The organism is Lacticaseibacillus sp. 22, from assembly GCF_055413445.1.
The window spans coordinates 94,669-111,122 of sequence record NZ_JBVAYD010000008.1 but is presented as its reverse complement, the minus strand read 5'-3'; the positions used below and the strand labels follow the sequence as shown (position 1 = coordinate 111,122).

Here is a 16,454-nt window from a genome sequence, read left to right as displayed (position 1 = left end):
GGGTTCACTTTAATAGTTGCTTTTCACGCATATCCGGGGTACGATTTAATGTTCTCGCGAATGCCAACGAGAGACATTGGAGGAAATTATTGTGACGACGATTCGCTTTTTAAACGGTCTCAATACCATTGGTGGCAACATTGTCGAATTTGCCACCAAAACCAGCCGGGTCATCATGGATTTTGGGGTTGCAGCTGATTTAAGCCATGAAACGGTTGCCTCGGCCATTGATAACGGCAAACTACCGCATGTCCCGGAACTTTTTTTCGATCAACCGGATTCGTTTACCAATGAAGCCATCTTCATCTCGCACCTGCATATTGATCATATGGGTGCCTTACAATATTTGCAGAAAAACATTCCGATCTATCTTTCTGAACCATCCTATCGCCTCTATCAGGTGCTCATTCGCTTAGGCATCGAAAAACCGGTTGCCAATCTCCATTCCTTAGCCTTTGAAACGCCACTGGCAATTGGCGATTTGACAGTAACCGGATTTCACAGCGATCACGATGAACCCGGGGTGATGGCGCTGTTGATTGATGATGGTGCGCGCCGCTTTGCCCATTCCGGGGACGTTCGCCTCAATGGCCCGCATGCTGATCGTGTGCACGCCTGGGCTAGCCGTTTCAATGCTGAAAAGATCAGTCTCTTCATGCTTGAAGGCACTAGCTTTTCGTTTGATACACCGACACCGGTTGAAGATCAGGATCATCCAAGTGTGCCACTGACCGAAATGAGCCTGCAAACCAAATTCCGGCAATTGCTAACTGACAGCCCACAGCTGGTCGTCATCAACCCTTACAATCGCAATTATGAGCGGATGGCAGCCTTCCAAGCTTCAGCGCATGCAAGTGGGCGTCAGTTGGTGTGGGAGCCTAACGAAGCGGCAATTTTAACTGCAATGACCAACCAGCAGCCTGATGCGATTCTTGGCAAAACAATCCAGTTAACTGACCTTGCACAGGCGCCTCAACAATATGTTCTGCAAAATAGTTACGCGCACCTTGAGCGGTTGGCAGACTTACCAATCAGCGCTTATGTACACAGTAACGGTGAACCTTTGGGGGATTACGATCCGCGGTTTGCTCAGCTGAAGGATTGGTTGGCGGACCATCAAATTCCTTTGCAGTTTATGAATGCTTCCGGCCATGCAACTCGCGAAGACTTAATCACGTTGGCTAAAGAAGTGAACCCCCGGGTGATCGTGCCGTGGCATAGCTTTCACCCGGAACGTGAAGCTGAGGCGATTGACGCGGAAACAAATGCAGATGTTGTCTTACCCGAACGTGATCTTTATTATGACTTCGATGCGCTCGGAGAAGATGATGATTGATCTATCTAAAAAGCAGGCTATTCACGTTGTTGACGTGGACAGCCTGCTTTTAACTTTGAAAGAGATGATCAACGGTTGTCTGTAACTGCCTGGCTAACGCAAATGCTAAGGACAACGTGGGATCATACTTATTGTTTTCGATGGCATTGATCGTTTGCCGCGTAACATTGACTGCATCAGCTAATTCCTGTTGCGTCAGGTGCTGCTGGGTTCTAAGGGTGCGAATCTTATTTTCCATGACGCATCAAGGCGAGCACGCCAACAGCAAGAACAATCGCCACCCCTGCGATGGTCATGTACAAAACTCGTCCCGGCTCCTTGTCAGTTGAATCAGCTCGGTGTTTGAACCACTCATAGCTGGCAATTTGAACAACCGTCACCACGTTAACCACAAAGAAATCGAAATTCCACGCTCCTGTACGAATATGCTGAAAAACCGCACTTGACCATAACATTAGAAACATCATCATGTAAGCAATTCTTATCGAGTGATCGGCAAAATTCCGCTCCATTTCATCCATTTTCTTCATGGCTCTCACCCCTTAAATGTCAAATCCTTTTGACATGATTAGTATAACGCCAGCGAAAGAAATGTCAAAATGTTTTTACTTTTCAGCACATGATTTTTGACCTATCAATATCCGTATCAACTTAGCGTGACGTTGCTGATTACCGCGCATGATACCGCTCAAACGCCGCGACAATTTGATCGTAATCAAGCTGGGCTGTATTGCTAACCAAATAATCGGCCGCCGCCAATGCCGAAGCCTCCCCGATGCCGACTGCAAACTGGCCGGCTGCTTTAATCGCCGCGATGCCAACCGGTGCGTCTTCAAAACTAATGACCTCGTCGGCTTGCAACTTCAGCAATTCCTGCGCCGCGCGATAAATTTCCGGATCCGGTTTGCCATGGTGTAGACTTTGCGGATCGACAATCGCATCGAATTGCGCGAATAATCCCAACCGCCGTAAAATCAACGGAGCATTTTTGGACGCCGAGGCAATCGCCAATTTTAACCCCTGCTGCTTGGCATTTTTCAACAGTGATGGTATTCCCGGTAAAATATCCGCAGACGTCAGTGATTGAATGAACGTTTGGTAACGCTGATTCTTTTCTGCGGCTAAGGCGGCTTTTTGTGCCTCATCGTAGTCATTTTCTTGATGACCATAACGCAGGATCAGATTCAGCGAGTCCATCCGCGAGCGGCCGCGCAACGCCGTATCGGCTGCAGCTGGCAAGTGAATGCCGAGGCGCTGCGCCAGTTCGTGCCAAGCGGCCAGATGATAAGTGGCTGTGTCGGTTAAAACCCCATCCAAATCAAAAATGAATCCCTTAAGCATGGTCATCCTCCACCTCCAAGTGCTGCGTTTCGCCATTGATATCAAGATCGATCGGCGGGCCAGCAAGTAATGTGACCGTTACTTTTTGGCCAACGTCAACTGCTAACAGCCGACCACGATAAGTCAGCTTAAATTGATACCGCTGCCAATTTTTCGGCAATTGTGGCCGAAAGCGCAAACGGTCATGGTCATAGCGCATACCGGCAAATCCTTGAACAATCGCAAGCCAACTCCCGCTCATGGATGTAATATGCAACCCATCTTGAGTATCGTGATTATAATCATCCAGATCGAGCCGGGCCGTACGCGCATACAAGGCAACGGCCGTATCCATTTTGCCAAGTTCCGCCGCCAAAATAGCGTGAATGGACGGACTAAGTGAGCTTTCATGGACGGTTAAGGGCTCATAGAAATCAAAATTCCGTTCTTTTTCCGCGTGCGAAAACCGGTCGTTTAAAAAATACAATCCTTGTAAAACATCGGCCTGCTTAATAAACGGTGAACGCAAAATTCGATCCCATGACCAATGCTGATTAATCGGGCGCTGTGTTTCCGGAATCGTACTTGCCGGCCGTATATCCTTATCTAAAAAGCCGTCTTGTTGCACAAAAATTCCCAATTTCTTGTCAGTGGGATAATACATCTGGTCAATAATCGCCTGCCAATGCCGCTTTTCCTGATCTGTTACTGCCAATGCCGCCACAATATCAGGATCGCCTTTAGGTAACTGTGCCAGCGTATACTGCAACTCCCACACAGCCATGGTATTGGTGTACCAATTGTTATTGACGTTATTTTCGTACTCATTAGGGCCAGTGACCCCGTGAATCATATACTTTTGGGCGTGCTGGCTAAAGTGCACCCGATCAGCCCAAAAGCGGGCAATGCCGACCAATACTTCGAGCCCATCGTGGTTCACATAGCTTTCGTCGCCGGTATAAGCCGTATATTGATAAATTGCAAATGCAATCGCCGCATTTCGATGAATTTCTTCAAAAGTAATCTCCCATTCGTTGTGACATTCAATCCCGTTAAACGTCACCATGGGATATAACGCGCCGGCCAAGCCTTGCTGACGCGCATTGTGATAAGCACCCGGTAACTGATCATGCCGATACTGCAGCAGCGCGCGGGTCACTTCCGGCGGGGTCACGGCTAAATACATCGGCACGATAAAAGCTTCGGTGTCCCAATAAGTCGCACCGCCATATTTTTCACCGGTAAATCCCTTTGGCCCGATATTGAGGCGTTTATCTTCACCATAGTAGGTCATAAATAATTGCGCGATGTTAAACCGAATCCCTTGCTGCGCGGCCGGATCACCATCAATGACGACATCACTTTTAGCCCAGCGCTGAGCCCAACGTTGCGTGTGAGCTGCTAAATGGGTCTTGAAATCATCCTTGACGACTCGGTTCATCAGCTGGGTAGCTTTTGTGGCTTGATCGTCAGGGGCAATATCACGACTTGTCACGACCACCACATCTTTTTCCAGCTGATAGTGCTCGCCTGTTGTTAAATGCGTTGTGACCTGCTCCTGAAGCCACCCACTAGCAGTTGTGACTTTGCCGACAATTGCCTGCCCATTCACGCGTAATTGTTGCTTAAGTAATACGGTGAACTGCGGGACAGCGTATGGATTCGGTTTTGTTTGCAGTTGAATGCTTTTAGCCGTTGCATCCTCATGCTGCGCCACCCAAAACCGCTCATCATAGTTGCTGTCTTCATTTGTCACCCGCCCATCTAAGGTAGCGTCAAAAGTGATCGTGGCGGTTCCTTTTAAAACGGTTGCATTCACGGTGATCAAAGCCGCCTCTGGTATCGTCTGGCTTAAAAAGCGGGCAAACTCAAACTGAACTTCCACATCAGCGCCGATATAAACAAACCGCCGTGTCAACAGCCCTTGATGCAGATCCAATGCCAGATAAAAGTCGCGGTAATGGCTTTTGGCTAAGTCCACCTGTTGACCATTAACCGTTATCCCAATCCCCAGAAAACTAGGTGCATTAATCACCTTGCCAAAATACTCGGGATAACCGTTCTTCCACCAACCAACGCGCGTTTTATCCGGAAACCAGACGCCGCCTAAATACGTCCCCTGCAAACCATCGCCGCTGTAGCCTTCCTCAAAATTCCCGCGCAGGCCCATATAACCATTGCCTACCGCGGTGATACTCTCTTGCAGCCGGCGATCTGTCGTCTCTAAACGATGTGTTGCCACTAACCAAGGATCGACTTCGAATAATCGCTTCACTTTTAATCCCCCCACTAAAAGAAAATAAACGCTTACTGGCGCGAGTAGAAACCTGTACCGGTAAGCGCGTTATGGCACGTAGCCCTTTGCACAGGTAGGTCTCGTTTCATACACAAACCCTGATGCTCCTCACTGGTTACCCACTTGTACCATAAATCCTTTTGGCGACAACTTGCCATTCGTAAAACCTTGCGCCAAAACAGCACTGCCATCAACGGCTGCTCCATGATCCTGCGTATTAAAGTAAGCCGTCAACATTTCATCGCCATGGCGGGTCACTTTTATCAGGCCGGCCGCAGTCACCGACATCCTCGTACTGCCTTGGCCTAATGTCTGTGCGTGTTCCCGGCGAAAGTGTACCAGCTCCACCACCTTTTTCCAAATCGGGCTGCCAAGTTTGCTCCAGTCCATCGGCTTGCGGTCATCCGGATCATCGCCACCCGACATGCCCATCTCGGTACCATAATACAAGCATGGCGCACCAGTCTGCATAAAGGTAAACGTCAACGCCTGCAGTGCCAGGGCTTCATCACCATGCGCCAGCGTCAGGATGCGCGGTGTATCATGCGAATCCAGCATGTTCAACATGACCTGATTGGTTTGATCGCGATAGTACATGAGTTGATCGGTTAACAGCGCCACCATTTCTTCAGCGGTCAATGTTCGCTTGAAAAAGTGATCCTCAATCTGCTGCGTGAAGGGATAGTTCATGACCCCGGAAAATTCATCCCCGTTTAACCATGGCTGCGCGCGATGCCAGACTTCACCTAACACATAAAAGTCCGGCTTAATCGCGGTTACCGTGGCGTAAAACCTTTTCCAGAAATGATGATCGACTTCATTGGCAACATCTAACCGCCACGCATCAATATCAAATATCTTGATCCAGTAAGTGGCAACTGTTAATAAATATTCTTGAACTTCAGGATTGGCAGTGTTCAATTTAGGCATCTTTTCTTCAAATGCAAAGGTATCATACTGCGGTTGGCCGGCATTCTTGAGAGGATTGTGAAACGGTGTGACTGGTGTTTGATAGATGTGAAACCAAGACGCAAACCGCGATGCTTCTCCGTTGCGTAAAACATCTTGCCACTGCATACTGCCAAAGCCCATATGATTGAACACCGCGTCAAGCATGACTCGCATCCCGCGTTGGTGAGCCGCCTGAATCAATTTCGCGAACAAAAGTTTATCGCCAAACGCGGGGTCCACATTCAAATAATCAATCGTATCGTACTTGTGATTGGAAGCAGCCGTGAAAATCGGGCAAAAATACAGCCCATTGATACCAAGCGCCTGTAAATCGTCAAGGTGGTCCAATACCCCTTGTAAATCACCGCCGTAATAATCCTCGCGCCCGGGATGATCCGTTGGCCGCCACGGCTTGGTTCCAATCGGATCATTATCGGGATCCCCGTTGGCAAAGCGTTCTGGAAAAATCTGGTACCAAACTGTCTGTTTAACCCAATCAGGCGTTTTAACCCGATCAATTGCATGAAAATACGGCATCCGAAAATAGTTTTCCGCCTTATGTCGTGCTGCCGCGTGATTTTCTCGAACGCCGCGATCACCATACAACCACACAGCGCCATCTTGGCCGGTAACCTCAAATAAATATTGCAGGCGGTGATAAGGAGCTTCGAGTGTCACCTCCCAGTGATCCCTAGTTTGCCCGTGACCTATCAAATGCATCGACCGGCGCTGATAAATCAACTTATTAGTGCCATCTGCATCAGGCAGTTGCCAATAAGGATCGCCATACAGAACCGTCACCTTCGCAACATCGGCACGTGCCGTGTGAAATCGCACACGCATTGCCTCATCCGTATATAAAAAACAATCTTCACTTTCCGGGCGATGCAACAAAGCAGCTAAGTTCATAATCCGCCCTTCTTTCTTCATAAGTAACAAAATCCTGCCAAAAAACAGTATCTATACAGCGATCATACCGCCTTCATATCAGGCGCTCAAACAATTCGCATCAGCGTGTTTACCCTCCGCTTAACTGATCATCGTTTAATGTCATTTAGGCTACAATCACAAAAGTCTATTGGCGATTCATCATAGGGCATCATACAAGGTGTCAGGGCCCGATGACCTTGATCATTGAATGAGGCTGCCACGCTCAGGACAAAATAAATAGGCATCAGCGTCATCTCTGACCGCTAATGCCTATTTGTGTTACACCAACACTCATCTGCCAAACAGGCTTCATGCTGGCGCAAATTTTATTAATACCGAGCTTTTAATGCCCGCTGAACCTCACGCTCTTGATCCTTACGCTTCAAGGTTTCGCGCTTATCATAGTTGTGCTTACCTTCCGCAACGCCGATCAACACTTTGGCATAACCGTGTTTAAGATACATCCGCAACGGAACCAAAGTAACTCCTTGGCGCGCCGTCATTTGACCGAGCTTGCGAATTTCTTTTTTATGCAGCAACAGTTTACGGTTACGCATCGGATCAACGTTAAACAAATTGCCTTCTTTGTAAGGACTGATACGCACATTTTCAAGCCAAGCCTCGTTGTTGCGAATACGGGCAAAGCCATCACGCAAATTGAGCTTGCCATCGCGCACAGATTTAATCTCGGTACCTGTCAAAGCAATACCAGCCTCATAGGTATCAAGAATGTTGTAATCATGACCGGCCTTTTTATTCTGGGCGAGCAGGTTGTCAGGTTTTTGTCGATGTTTCTTCGCCATTGAACCATCCCCTCGTATATTTAAAAGTTGCCAGCGTTACTTAGTCCCGCGCTTGGCGTTATAATGTTTACCTTGATGAGGCGCACCTGCTGGCTTATGTGGTCGTTGATTATTGGGCTGATTACGATTGCCACCACGACCATTGTTACCGAAGCTCGGGCGACTGCCATTTGAGCGTCGATCACGGCGATCATCTTTTTTAACCAACTTGCCTAAATCGCTGGTTGGCGTTTTTTCGTCTGGAATCAGTGAAAAGTCAACTTGCCGCTGATCGATGTCCACATTGTCTAATTTCACCCGCAACGATTGCCCGATTCGATAAGTCCGCTTGGTACGTTCACCGACTAAGGCCATTTGACTTTCGACAAACGAATAGTAATCATCGCTCATTCGTGTGATGTGAACCAAGCCTTCAACAGTATTTGGCAGTGCCACAAACATACCGAAGCTCGTGACGCCACTGACAACGGCATCAAATTCTTCGCCAACCTTATCAGCCATGTATTCAGCTTTCTTCAGGTCATCAACGGCACGCTCGGCATCAATGCTGCGACGTTCGGCCATCGATGCTTGGGTCGCAATATCAGGCAGCTTCTTATTCCAAGACGTCTTCACGTCATCGGTAGTGCCTTCCAGCGCGTAATCCCGAATCAAGCGGTGCACAACCAAGTCAGGGTAACGCCGGATCGGGCTTGTGAAGTGACAATAGTATTTTGCCGCTAAGCCAAAATGCCCCAGCGGATCTGGTGAGTACCGGGCCTGTTTCAAGCTCCGCAATAATTTAACATTGACCATGGCTTCTTCTGGCGTGCCAGTTACATCGGTCACAACATCTTGCAGTTGTTTAGGAGTGATCTCTTTACCCTTTTTCATCGGTACCGTGATCCCGAAACTGGCAATGAACTCCATGAATTCCTTGACGCGATCTGCATCCGGGGTTTCATGTACTCGATAGAGAAATGGTAAATGCTGCTTGTTGTAGTGCTCAGCCACGGTTTCATTTGCTGCCAACATGAAGGATTCAATCATGCGTTCTGAAACGCCGCGTTCGCGCAACACAATGTCAGTTGGATGACCCATATCATCCACAATGATTTTGGCTTCGTTTTCTTCAAAATCAATGGCACCGCGAGCATGACGCATTTTATACAAGATCTGATGCAATTCAACCATGTCTTCAAACATGGGTACCAGTTCTTGATATTCGGCCATGACTTCCGGGTCGTAATCGGTCACGATTTTATTCACATTGTTGTAGGTCATCCGGGCATGACTCTTGATCACACTTTGATAAATCTCGTGGTTTACGACATGACCATCATGATCGATTTCCATATCACACGACATTGCCAATCGATCCACGCCTGGATTTAACGAACAAATGCCATTGGATAGTCGAAATGGCAGCATTGGAATGACGCGATCAACCAAGTACGTACTGGTACCACGATCAAATGCTTCTTGATCCAACGCAGAGCCTTCCGTCACATAATGCGAAACATCGGCAATGTGAACCCCAAGATGGAAGTTTCCATTTGGTAATTTCCAAACCACCACGGCATCGTCAAAGTCTTTACTGTCATCCCCGTCAATCGTGACAACAGCCTGATCGGTAATATCTTTGCGACCAACTCGTTCTTCTGGCGTAACATGATCGGGAATGGCATTGGTCTGATCCATCACTTCATCCGGAAATTCCGTTTTGATATGGTTTTGCATGACCAGTGACATAATATCAACGCCAGGATCATTCTTGTTGCCTAACGTCTCGACAACGATCCCATACATCAACTTGGGATGATATTCGGTTGGAAATTCAGTAATCTCCGTCACCGTCATATCGCCGAGTTGCGGAATATTACCGGTATCTTTAACATAAACCGGAAAATTCTTCAGTTTCTTTTCATGACTAACCACCATTCCGATAAATCCAGACTTAGCCCGATCTTTATCGGAAAATGGTTTGAATTCACCAACCAGTGTGGTTAAACTGCGCTGCACAATCTTAGTGATTTCGCCTTCAGGTCCGCGACTATCATTGGGACGGGCTTCACGAACGATCCGCACTTCAACGGTATCGCCATCAAGCGCAAAATCGGTGTTCATCGCCGGTACATAAACATCATTGTCCAAGCCCTCAACTGCCACGAAGCCAAAGCCTTTTTCGTTGCCGCGGAAAGTGCCGGTCAAGACTTTAGGCGCGCCGCCCAATGCATAACGTCCTTCGTGATTGGCGTGAATCAGGTTATCATTTTCCATACCGTTTAACGCCTGGACGAGTACTTTAAAATCGCCGCCTTCACTTAACTTAAGTGCGCGACTGAGTGTTTGAACCGAATAATCAATGTTCGGATTCTTACGAAATGTTGCTAATAGTTCATTACGAATATGGCCAACTGTGGTCATGCTATCCCTCGTTTTCTTGTTGCATAAATGCGATTACGTCTTCTTCTAATGCGTGATGGGCCGAGTTAACGGTAATGACATGCTTGGCATCATCATACCAATGAAAATCAACGCGTGCAGCATTGATTAAGGCATCGCGTAATTGATACGCTAATCGACCATCAACTAATTCATCCTGACCGGCTTGTCCAATAAAAGTCGGCTGTTTGACTAAATTTAAATCAGCAGCAACCGTCGTGGCAAACTGATCGATTGCGGCCAACTGTCCCGGCAAATATGCCAGAATCTGTGTGCTTTCATCTGATTTGCCTGCTAACCGATTCATATACTTGGCATACTTTAAAAAACCCGGTACTAAGTGATGTTTGCCCGGCAAAATCGGGGATGAAAAAACACCGCCTGCTGTAATCCCTGGCAAGGTTTCTAGCGCCTTCATCGCGAAAATACCTCCCAGTGATAAGCCAAAAACATACACCTTGGCGTATTTTGCGGTCATATGCGCAACCGCGGCACTACTTTCTGCCCACCAAATATCCGGGTTGCCTTTTGTCAAAATATCTAACGGCTCCACTGTCCCATGCCCGGAAAAAAGCGGAACATAAACCCCATAACCGGCTCGCTGCAAGGCCCGCGCCATAAAATTCATATCATTGGGGCTACCCGTGTATGCATGTAACAATACCACGCCAGTATCGGTACCTTCATATTCGAATGGTTGTGGTTTGCGGAAAATCATGATCAATCATCCTTCGTGACAATCGATTAGTAAGCAATCCTAAAAGACCGCCAACCGATAACTGCCTGTTGCCCTGCCCGACATAAAGAGCTTAAATTAAATGGTTATGTCAGCATACTGCAGATTTTATGTACTCTGCAAAAAAAGTCTCCTGAATGTTCCAGGAGACTTTGTTTTAGTGGGCTTCCAGATAAACCAGCGCGATGGCAAGCCCAAAGAAAATGACACCCAGTACGACGGTGACTTTCTCCATAAACGCTTCAAAACCGCGCGATTTCGTCTTCCCAAAAAGATCTGTTGCTCCACCGGACAATGCGCTTAACGCGTCCTGTTGTTTGCTTGGTTGCATTAAAGTTGCGATCACGATCAAAACCGAATCGATCACTAATAATGTGGTCAATAAACTTTGCAAGTTGCTGCCTCCCTTGCGAAAAATCTCACTTTAGTAGTTTAGCATAAAAGCAAGGCAAAGGCGAATTTTACCCGATTTTGTTCTTATAGCCGTCAGCCGGATATTTTAACCGCCATTTACACTTCAAACCTGACAAAATCATGTACACTGACGAAAGATTTAAGCGGCATCAGGACGTTGCTTAACCGTTCGATACAACATATATCCGCCAATAATCGCAACAAGAAAAGGAGCCAAATAACTCGCCTGATCAGCAAGCTGCAACGGTAATATCAGGTTCAGGCCAATGTTAATTCCCATCAAAGCCGGATACCCCAGATACCACCAGCGCATCTGCTTATCAACAATTAATCCTGCAATGACCAACGCAATCATGCCCCAATTAGCAACAAAGCCCAACAAAAATGGCACCAGAAAGCTCGCAACGCCACTACCAGATGACGTAAGCAAACCTAGTTCTCCGCCGATTGAATAAAACAGGCCTAAGAAAATACTGACAATTGCATATACAATGCGAAGTTTTTTCATACTAATCAAAACCTTTCTATTGCAAGTCGGTACGTCTTTGCTAGGTACAAGTATACGCCTGAAATGACTAAACCAACTTGAAAAAGCTCCGCCCTAATTGACTATGGTTCAGACTTATGCGCGGTTGCCAAGGCTGCTGAAAAAGCATCTATTCGGCGCTTTACTCGTGCTCGTTGTGCCTCATCCGTCAACAATACCAATGTATCGCCTTCACGGATCAACGTGTCCCCATGAGGAATAACTTCACGCTCGCCACGCCGAATGCCGATGAGCAAGGCTTCTTTTGGCCAAGGCATGTCACGAACCAGTTTGCCATTTAACGAACTACCAACGAATACCGGAATTTCCAAACGATCAGGCCGGTGCAGTTGAGCGACGGTTTTAGGAATCGTCATCTGTTCCAGCAAGGCTTCATAAATCGGTGCCCCACCAAGCAGATCAACCACCAGATACGCAGTCAGTGATAAAACAGCAAGGGGCATGAGATGCGTTAAGTTGCCCACCATCTCGGTTACTAACAAGATTGCCGTAAACGGCGCCTTCCCGATACCGGCAAAGTACCCGGCCATCGAGAAAATAATCAAATTCATGATATAAACATGCGGCAATAACCCTAGCTGATTCATCACCACGCCATAAACCGCGCCAATCACCGCCCCCAGTGACAAAATAGGTAGAAAAATACCGCCGGGTAACCCTGAACCGTAAGAAATCATGGAAAAGATAAAGCGAATCACAAAAATACCCAATAACACCAGAAGTGATGGCACATATTGGCCAAAACCAACAATCAAACTATTACCACCACCAAGAAGATTCGGTGTGAAGTAACCGACCGCCATTAAGAGCACAAATGGGACAACACCTTGGATTGCACGCGGCAAGTGTGTCAATCGCTGATACCAACGGGGCATGGCTAGTAACACTCGCTGATACAAATAACCCAGCAAACCTAACAAAATCCCTAATAAAATCAAATGCCAGTAACTCGTAACCGGTAAACTGCGCGAATAACTCAAATGCAAGACCGGCACTAGTCCAAACACATTTAACGAAATAAAGTCCGAACCAATCGCCCCGGCCAAGGCAGTCAGCCAAACCAGTGGCGAGAAGTTATGATAAACCTCTTCTAGCACAAACAAGGTACCGGCAATCGGTGCATTAAACGCCGCCGCCAAACCAGCAGCCGATCCAGATGCAATCAGCAACCGTCGATCAGTGCCGCGCAGTTTAAACCCGCCTGCCAAGCCTTGCCCGACTGATGCACCTAACTGAATCGAAGGCCCTTCACGTCCAAGAAACAAACCGGGAGCAAGCGCCAAAACCCCGCCGACAAACTTGCGCCAAAGAATCGACCACCAATTCATTTCCAACTCACCGGCAAGTTGTCCTTCTACCTGTGGGATCCCTGAGCCAGAAATATACGGTTCCTTTTTAAGCAGCCACGCAACAATACCAGCAAGCACTAGGTTAAAGCCGATTAACAACGCCCAATGCCACCAAACAAACGGTGTTACGCGCAAATAACCGTACACCTGACGACTGGCGCGTAAGCCAACTTCAATACAATAACGAAACGCACTGACAACTGTTCCGGTCATTAAACCTACAAGCAATCCCAGCAAGACAAACCGCAGCCGGGTGATATCAAATTTTTCTTTTTCTTTTACCGTTCGTGCCAAAATGCTTCCCTCCATGCCAACATTTATTTAGTATAACCCTTTGAGGGAAACGTGAAAAACATCATTTTTAGAGCGTGAGCAGGAGCGCTTAGCAATCGGAGTGTAAGTGGCCTCAAGCCTCAATGGCTGGGCTTTGGCCATTGAGGCTTGAGGTCCTTACACGTAGATTGCTGCGACTGCGAACGCGTTTTGGAAAGCCTGAACCAGCGCGCCTAGGGATCGGAGTGTAAGCGGCCTTGGGCGTGATGGCCGGGCTTTGGCCAATTGCGTTCGAGACCCTTACACGCAAGACTACTGCGCCGGTGAACGCGTTTTGGAAAGCGTGAACCAGCCCGGTTTCTACACCGACTTGTGCGTTACGCTCTGCTCACGCCAAGCAATCCACGCCATCAAACAACCGAGTATCAGCGTCAACATCGGAAAAGGATACGTAGCCCAGCGTTGCACCATGATTTTAGGGAAAGACCACGCTAACACGTTATAGATCAAGGTAACGACTAGTGTTACCACATACCACGGCCAATGTTGCCGATCAATAAACCACCCGACAAGCGCATAGATCAATAAGCCATATAGCAATACGATGCCAATTAAGACGATTAAGGCGCCGAAAAAAGGTCCTGTAGCTCGCAATCCAACATCAAAGGTCATCCACAGCATGGCTAGGCCTAAAATAATCTCAAGCCAAGCAAAAATTGCAAAAAACTTTCTCATCATTGCCTCCATTCGTTTTAGTAATGCTCAGACATAGGTACTTGCACCGGCACCACACAGTTCTCAGTCACAACGCGTGAGCAAGTTCATCTTTTGCTTAAGCTAAGAATAGAAAAAACACGCCACCATTTGAAGTGACGTGCTTTTCATGTTAACGTCAAGCGTTAATTAGTCAATTGCTTTAACGTTGTAGAAGGACTTGCGACCCTTGTATTGTGATTGAGCACCTAATTGATCTTCGATGCGCATCAACTGATTGTACTTGGCAATCCGGTCAGTCCGGCTCATTGAACCAGTCTTGATTTCACCGGCGTTAGTTGCAACAACCAAGTCAGCAATCGTGGTATCTTCGGTTTCACCGGAACGATGTGAAACAACAGCCGTGTAACCAGCTTCTTTGGCCATTTCGATTGCTTCGAAGGTTTCTGTCAATGTACCGATTTGGTTCAACTTGATCAGGATGGAGTTAGCAACACCCATGTCAATACCCTTCTTCAGGTAATCGGTGTTGGTAACAAACAGGTCATCACCAACGATTTGGACTTTGTCGCCCATCTTCTCGGTGAATGTCTGCCAACCTTCCCAGTCGTTTTCATCGATTGGATCTTCAACAGAAACGATCGGATACTTGTTAATGTAGCCGTCAATCATGTTGGTCCATTCTTCGGTTGTGTACTTCTTGTCTGGGTTGGACCACTTGGTTGTGTACGTCTTGGTATCAGCATCGTACATTTCTGAAGCAGCAACGTCGAAGGCTAAAGCAATGTCATCACCCGGCTTGTAGCCAGCTTTCTTGATCGCTTCAACAAGCAATTCGAAAGCTTCTTCGTTATCCTTCAAGTTAGGTGCAAAGCCGCCTTCATCACCAACAGCAGTGATGTCACCCTTGCTCTTGAGCAGTGCCTGCAATGCGTGGAAGGTTTCTGAACCCATCCGAACGGCTTCACGAACACTCTTGGCACCAACAGGCATGATCATGAATTCCTGGAAGTCAACGGTGTTAGTTGAATGTGCACCACCATTAAGAACGTTCATCATTGGCGTTGGCAAAACATGAGCATTCGGGCCGCCAAGATATTGATACAATGGCAGACCAACTTCATCAGCCGCAGCACGGGCAGCAGCCAAGGAAACACCCAAGATCGCATTGGCACCGAGCTTGCCTTTATTAGGCGTGCCATCAAGATCGATCATGGTTTGGTCAATCAAGCGTTGTTCGGTGACGTCAAGGCCAATCACAGCCTTAGCAATTTCATTGTTTACGTGGTCAACGGCCTTCAAAACACCCTTGCCGCCAAAACGATCCTTATCGCCATCACGCAATTCAACGGCTTCATGTTCACCGGTTGAAGCACCTGATGGAACTAATGCGCGGCCGAAACCGCCATCTTCGGTATACAATTCAACTTCAACAGTAGGGTTGCCACGTGAGTCTAAAACTTCGCGTGCCAATACATCAGTAATGATAGACATATATTCTTCTCCTTTTTGCCAGAAGGCTGTTTAATATTGAAACCAGATTAATCTTGGTAGTTAGCCAAGGCGATGAAACTGTCAGGATCCATCGAAGCGCCACCAACTAAGCCACCATCAATATCAGGCTTAGCCATTAATTCCTTGACGTTCGCTGGTTTAACAGAGCCGCCGTAAAGAATCCGAACAGCATCTGCCGTATCTTTATTATACAACTTCTCAACGGTTGCACGGATGTGAGCAACAACTTCTTGTGCTTGATCTGCAGTTGCTGTTTTACCAGTGCCGATAGCCCAGATTGGTTCGTAAGCCAAAACCGAAACCTTAACTTGGTCGGCACTTAAGCCTGCCAAAGCTGCTTCGATTTGAGAAGCAACCCAATCTTCGGTTTGACCGGCTTCACGCTGAGCCAAACTTTCACCACAGCAGATAATCGGCAAAAGATTGTTCTTAAAGATGGCCTTAGCCTTCTTGTTGATATCTTCGTCGGTTTCGTGGAAATAACCGCGACGTTCACTGTGACCGATAATGACGTAATCAACGCCCATTTCTTTTAAGGCTTTCGGGCTGGTTTCGCCGGTAAAAGCACCTTCGTCTTCAAAGTAGCAGTTTTCCGCCGCTGTCTTCAAAGGAGTACCTTCTGCACCGGCAACCAGCGTCGTTAGATCAATGGCAGGTGCGCCAATGACTGTTTCAACTTTGCTTGCATCAGGTAACTTACCCTTAACAGCATCTAAGAAGGCTTGCGTCTCCTTAGGATTCTTATTCATTTTCCAGTTACCAGCAATGAATGGTGTCCGCATGACATAGCTTCCTTTCATTATGTACCGACATGCATCTTGCATGTCGATAACGACTGTTAGATCA

Annotated in this window: 15 protein-coding genes; 1 reads left to right on the top strand and 14 read right to left on the bottom strand. The window is 47.4% G+C overall.

Annotated elements, in window-relative coordinates; translation table 11 throughout:
- The first annotated feature begins 91 nt into the window (after positions 1-91).
- Positions 92-1,336, top strand: coding sequence for an MBL fold metallo-hydrolase (locus tag ACWP87_RS05975; RefSeq protein WP_014569380.1), 1,245 nt, complete (start codon positions 92-94; stop codon positions 1,334-1,336).
- A 49-nt stretch (positions 1,337-1,385) separates the two neighbouring features.
- Here the strand turns inward: ACWP87_RS05975 and ACWP87_RS05970 are convergent, their stop codons facing one another.
- From ACWP87_RS05970 to tpiA, 14 genes are all read right to left on the bottom strand, one after another.
- The gene (locus ACWP87_RS05970; RefSeq protein ID WP_005684546.1) at positions 1,386-1,574 is read right to left on the bottom strand and encodes a helix-turn-helix transcriptional regulator; all 189 of its coding nucleotides are present in this window, start codon (positions 1,572-1,574) and stop codon (positions 1,386-1,388) included.
- Complete coding sequence (locus ACWP87_RS05965) at positions 1,564-1,866, bottom strand: hypothetical protein (RefSeq protein WP_005684545.1); 303 nt, start codon at positions 1,864-1,866, stop codon at positions 1,564-1,566. Before ACWP87_RS05965 ends, ACWP87_RS05970 begins: the two co-directional genes overlap by 11 nt.
- 139 nt (positions 1,867-2,005) lie before the next feature.
- Positions 2,006-2,677: a beta-phosphoglucomutase gene (gene pgmB / locus ACWP87_RS05960; protein ID WP_014569379.1), complete on the bottom strand. Its 672-nt coding sequence runs from the start codon at positions 2,675-2,677 to the stop codon at positions 2,006-2,008.
- A complete protein-coding gene (locus ACWP87_RS05955) occupies positions 2,670-4,931 on the bottom strand; it encodes a glycoside hydrolase family 65 protein (RefSeq protein WP_014569378.1) in 2,262 nt (753 codons plus the stop codon). Before ACWP87_RS05955 ends, pgmB begins: the two co-directional genes overlap by 8 nt.
- 129 nt (positions 4,932-5,060) lie before the next feature.
- On the bottom strand, positions 5,061-6,812 hold the full coding sequence (locus tag ACWP87_RS05950; protein ID WP_015764892.1) for a glycoside hydrolase family 13 protein: 1,752 nt from the start codon (positions 6,810-6,812) through the stop codon (positions 5,061-5,063).
- Positions 6,813-7,162: 350 nt separating this feature from the next.
- Positions 7,163-7,636, bottom strand: coding sequence for an SsrA-binding protein SmpB (gene smpB, locus ACWP87_RS05945; RefSeq protein WP_014569376.1), 474 nt, complete (start codon positions 7,634-7,636; stop codon positions 7,163-7,165).
- Between the two features lie 36 nt (positions 7,637-7,672).
- Positions 7,673-10,042 carry a ribonuclease R gene (rnr, locus tag ACWP87_RS05940; protein WP_014569375.1) on the bottom strand — a complete coding sequence of 790 codons (2,370 nt, stop codon included), beginning with the start codon at positions 10,040-10,042 and terminating at the stop codon, positions 7,673-7,675.
- Between the two features lies 1 nt (position 10,043).
- Complete coding sequence (locus ACWP87_RS05935) at positions 10,044-10,778, bottom strand: alpha/beta hydrolase (protein ID WP_014569374.1); 735 nt, start codon at positions 10,776-10,778, stop codon at positions 10,044-10,046.
- Positions 10,779-10,953: 175 nt separating this feature from the next.
- Positions 10,954-11,190 (bottom strand): preprotein translocase subunit SecG, encoded by a 237-nt coding sequence (gene secG, locus ACWP87_RS05930; protein ID WP_005684536.1) that lies wholly within the window; start codon positions 11,188-11,190, stop codon positions 10,954-10,956.
- Positions 11,191-11,349: 159 nt separating this feature from the next.
- Positions 11,350-11,718, bottom strand: a complete 369-nt coding sequence (locus ACWP87_RS05925) for a hypothetical protein (protein WP_005684535.1) — start codon at positions 11,716-11,718, stop codon at positions 11,350-11,352.
- Between the two features lie 101 nt (positions 11,719-11,819).
- Positions 11,820-13,400 (bottom strand): ClC family H(+)/Cl(-) exchange transporter, encoded by a 1,581-nt coding sequence (locus tag ACWP87_RS05920; protein ID WP_005713679.1) that lies wholly within the window; start codon positions 13,398-13,400, stop codon positions 11,820-11,822.
- Positions 13,401-13,739: 339 nt separating this feature from the next.
- Positions 13,740-14,114: a hypothetical protein gene (locus tag ACWP87_RS05915; protein WP_005715969.1), complete on the bottom strand. Its 375-nt coding sequence runs from the start codon at positions 14,112-14,114 to the stop codon at positions 13,740-13,742.
- A 168-nt stretch (positions 14,115-14,282) separates the two neighbouring features.
- Complete coding sequence (gene eno, locus ACWP87_RS05910; protein WP_005684531.1) at positions 14,283-15,587, bottom strand: phosphopyruvate hydratase; 1,305 nt, start codon at positions 15,585-15,587, stop codon at positions 14,283-14,285.
- 47 nt (positions 15,588-15,634) lie between these two features.
- Positions 15,635-16,390 carry a triose-phosphate isomerase gene (tpiA, locus tag ACWP87_RS05905; RefSeq protein ID WP_005684530.1) on the bottom strand — a complete coding sequence of 252 codons (756 nt, stop codon included), beginning with the start codon at positions 16,388-16,390 and terminating at the stop codon, positions 15,635-15,637.
- Positions 16,391-16,454: the final 64 nt, after the last annotated feature.

What these genes read in the sequence shown, in the direction of transcription:
- tpiA (WP_005684530.1), bottom strand. Translation starts at nt 16,390, where the DNA reads ATGCGGACACCATTCATTGCTGGTAACTGGAAAATGAATAAGAATCCT.
- ACWP87_RS05915 (WP_005715969.1), bottom strand. Translation starts at nt 14,114, where the DNA reads ATGAGAAAGTTTTTTGCAATTTTTGCTTGGCTTGAGATTATTTTAGGC.
- pgmB (WP_014569379.1), bottom strand. Translation starts at nt 2,677, where the DNA reads ATGCTTAAGGGATTCATTTTTGATTTGGATGGGGTTTTAACCGACACA.
- ACWP87_RS05950 (WP_015764892.1), bottom strand. Translation starts at nt 6,812, where the DNA reads ATGAACTTAGCTGCTTTGTTGCATCGCCCGGAAAGTGAAGATTGTTTT.
- ACWP87_RS05935 (WP_014569374.1), bottom strand. Translation starts at nt 10,778, where the DNA reads ATGATTTTCCGCAAACCACAACCATTCGAATATGAAGGTACCGATACT.
- rnr (WP_014569375.1), bottom strand. Translation starts at nt 10,042, where the DNA reads ATGACCACAGTTGGCCATATTCGTAATGAACTATTAGCAACATTTCGT.
- ACWP87_RS05970 (WP_005684546.1), bottom strand. Translation starts at nt 1,574, where the DNA reads ATGGAAAATAAGATTCGCACCCTTAGAACCCAGCAGCACCTGACGCAA.
- eno (WP_005684531.1), bottom strand. Translation starts at nt 15,587, where the DNA reads ATGTCTATCATTACTGATGTATTGGCACGCGAAGTTTTAGACTCACGT.
- smpB (WP_014569376.1), bottom strand. Translation starts at nt 7,636, where the DNA reads ATGGCGAAGAAACATCGACAAAAACCTGACAACCTGCTCGCCCAGAAT.
- ACWP87_RS05925 (WP_005684535.1), bottom strand. Translation starts at nt 11,718, where the DNA reads ATGAAAAAACTTCGCATTGTATATGCAATTGTCAGTATTTTCTTAGGC.
- ACWP87_RS05965 (WP_005684545.1), bottom strand. Translation starts at nt 1,866, where the DNA reads ATGAAGAAAATGGATGAAATGGAGCGGAATTTTGCCGATCACTCGATA.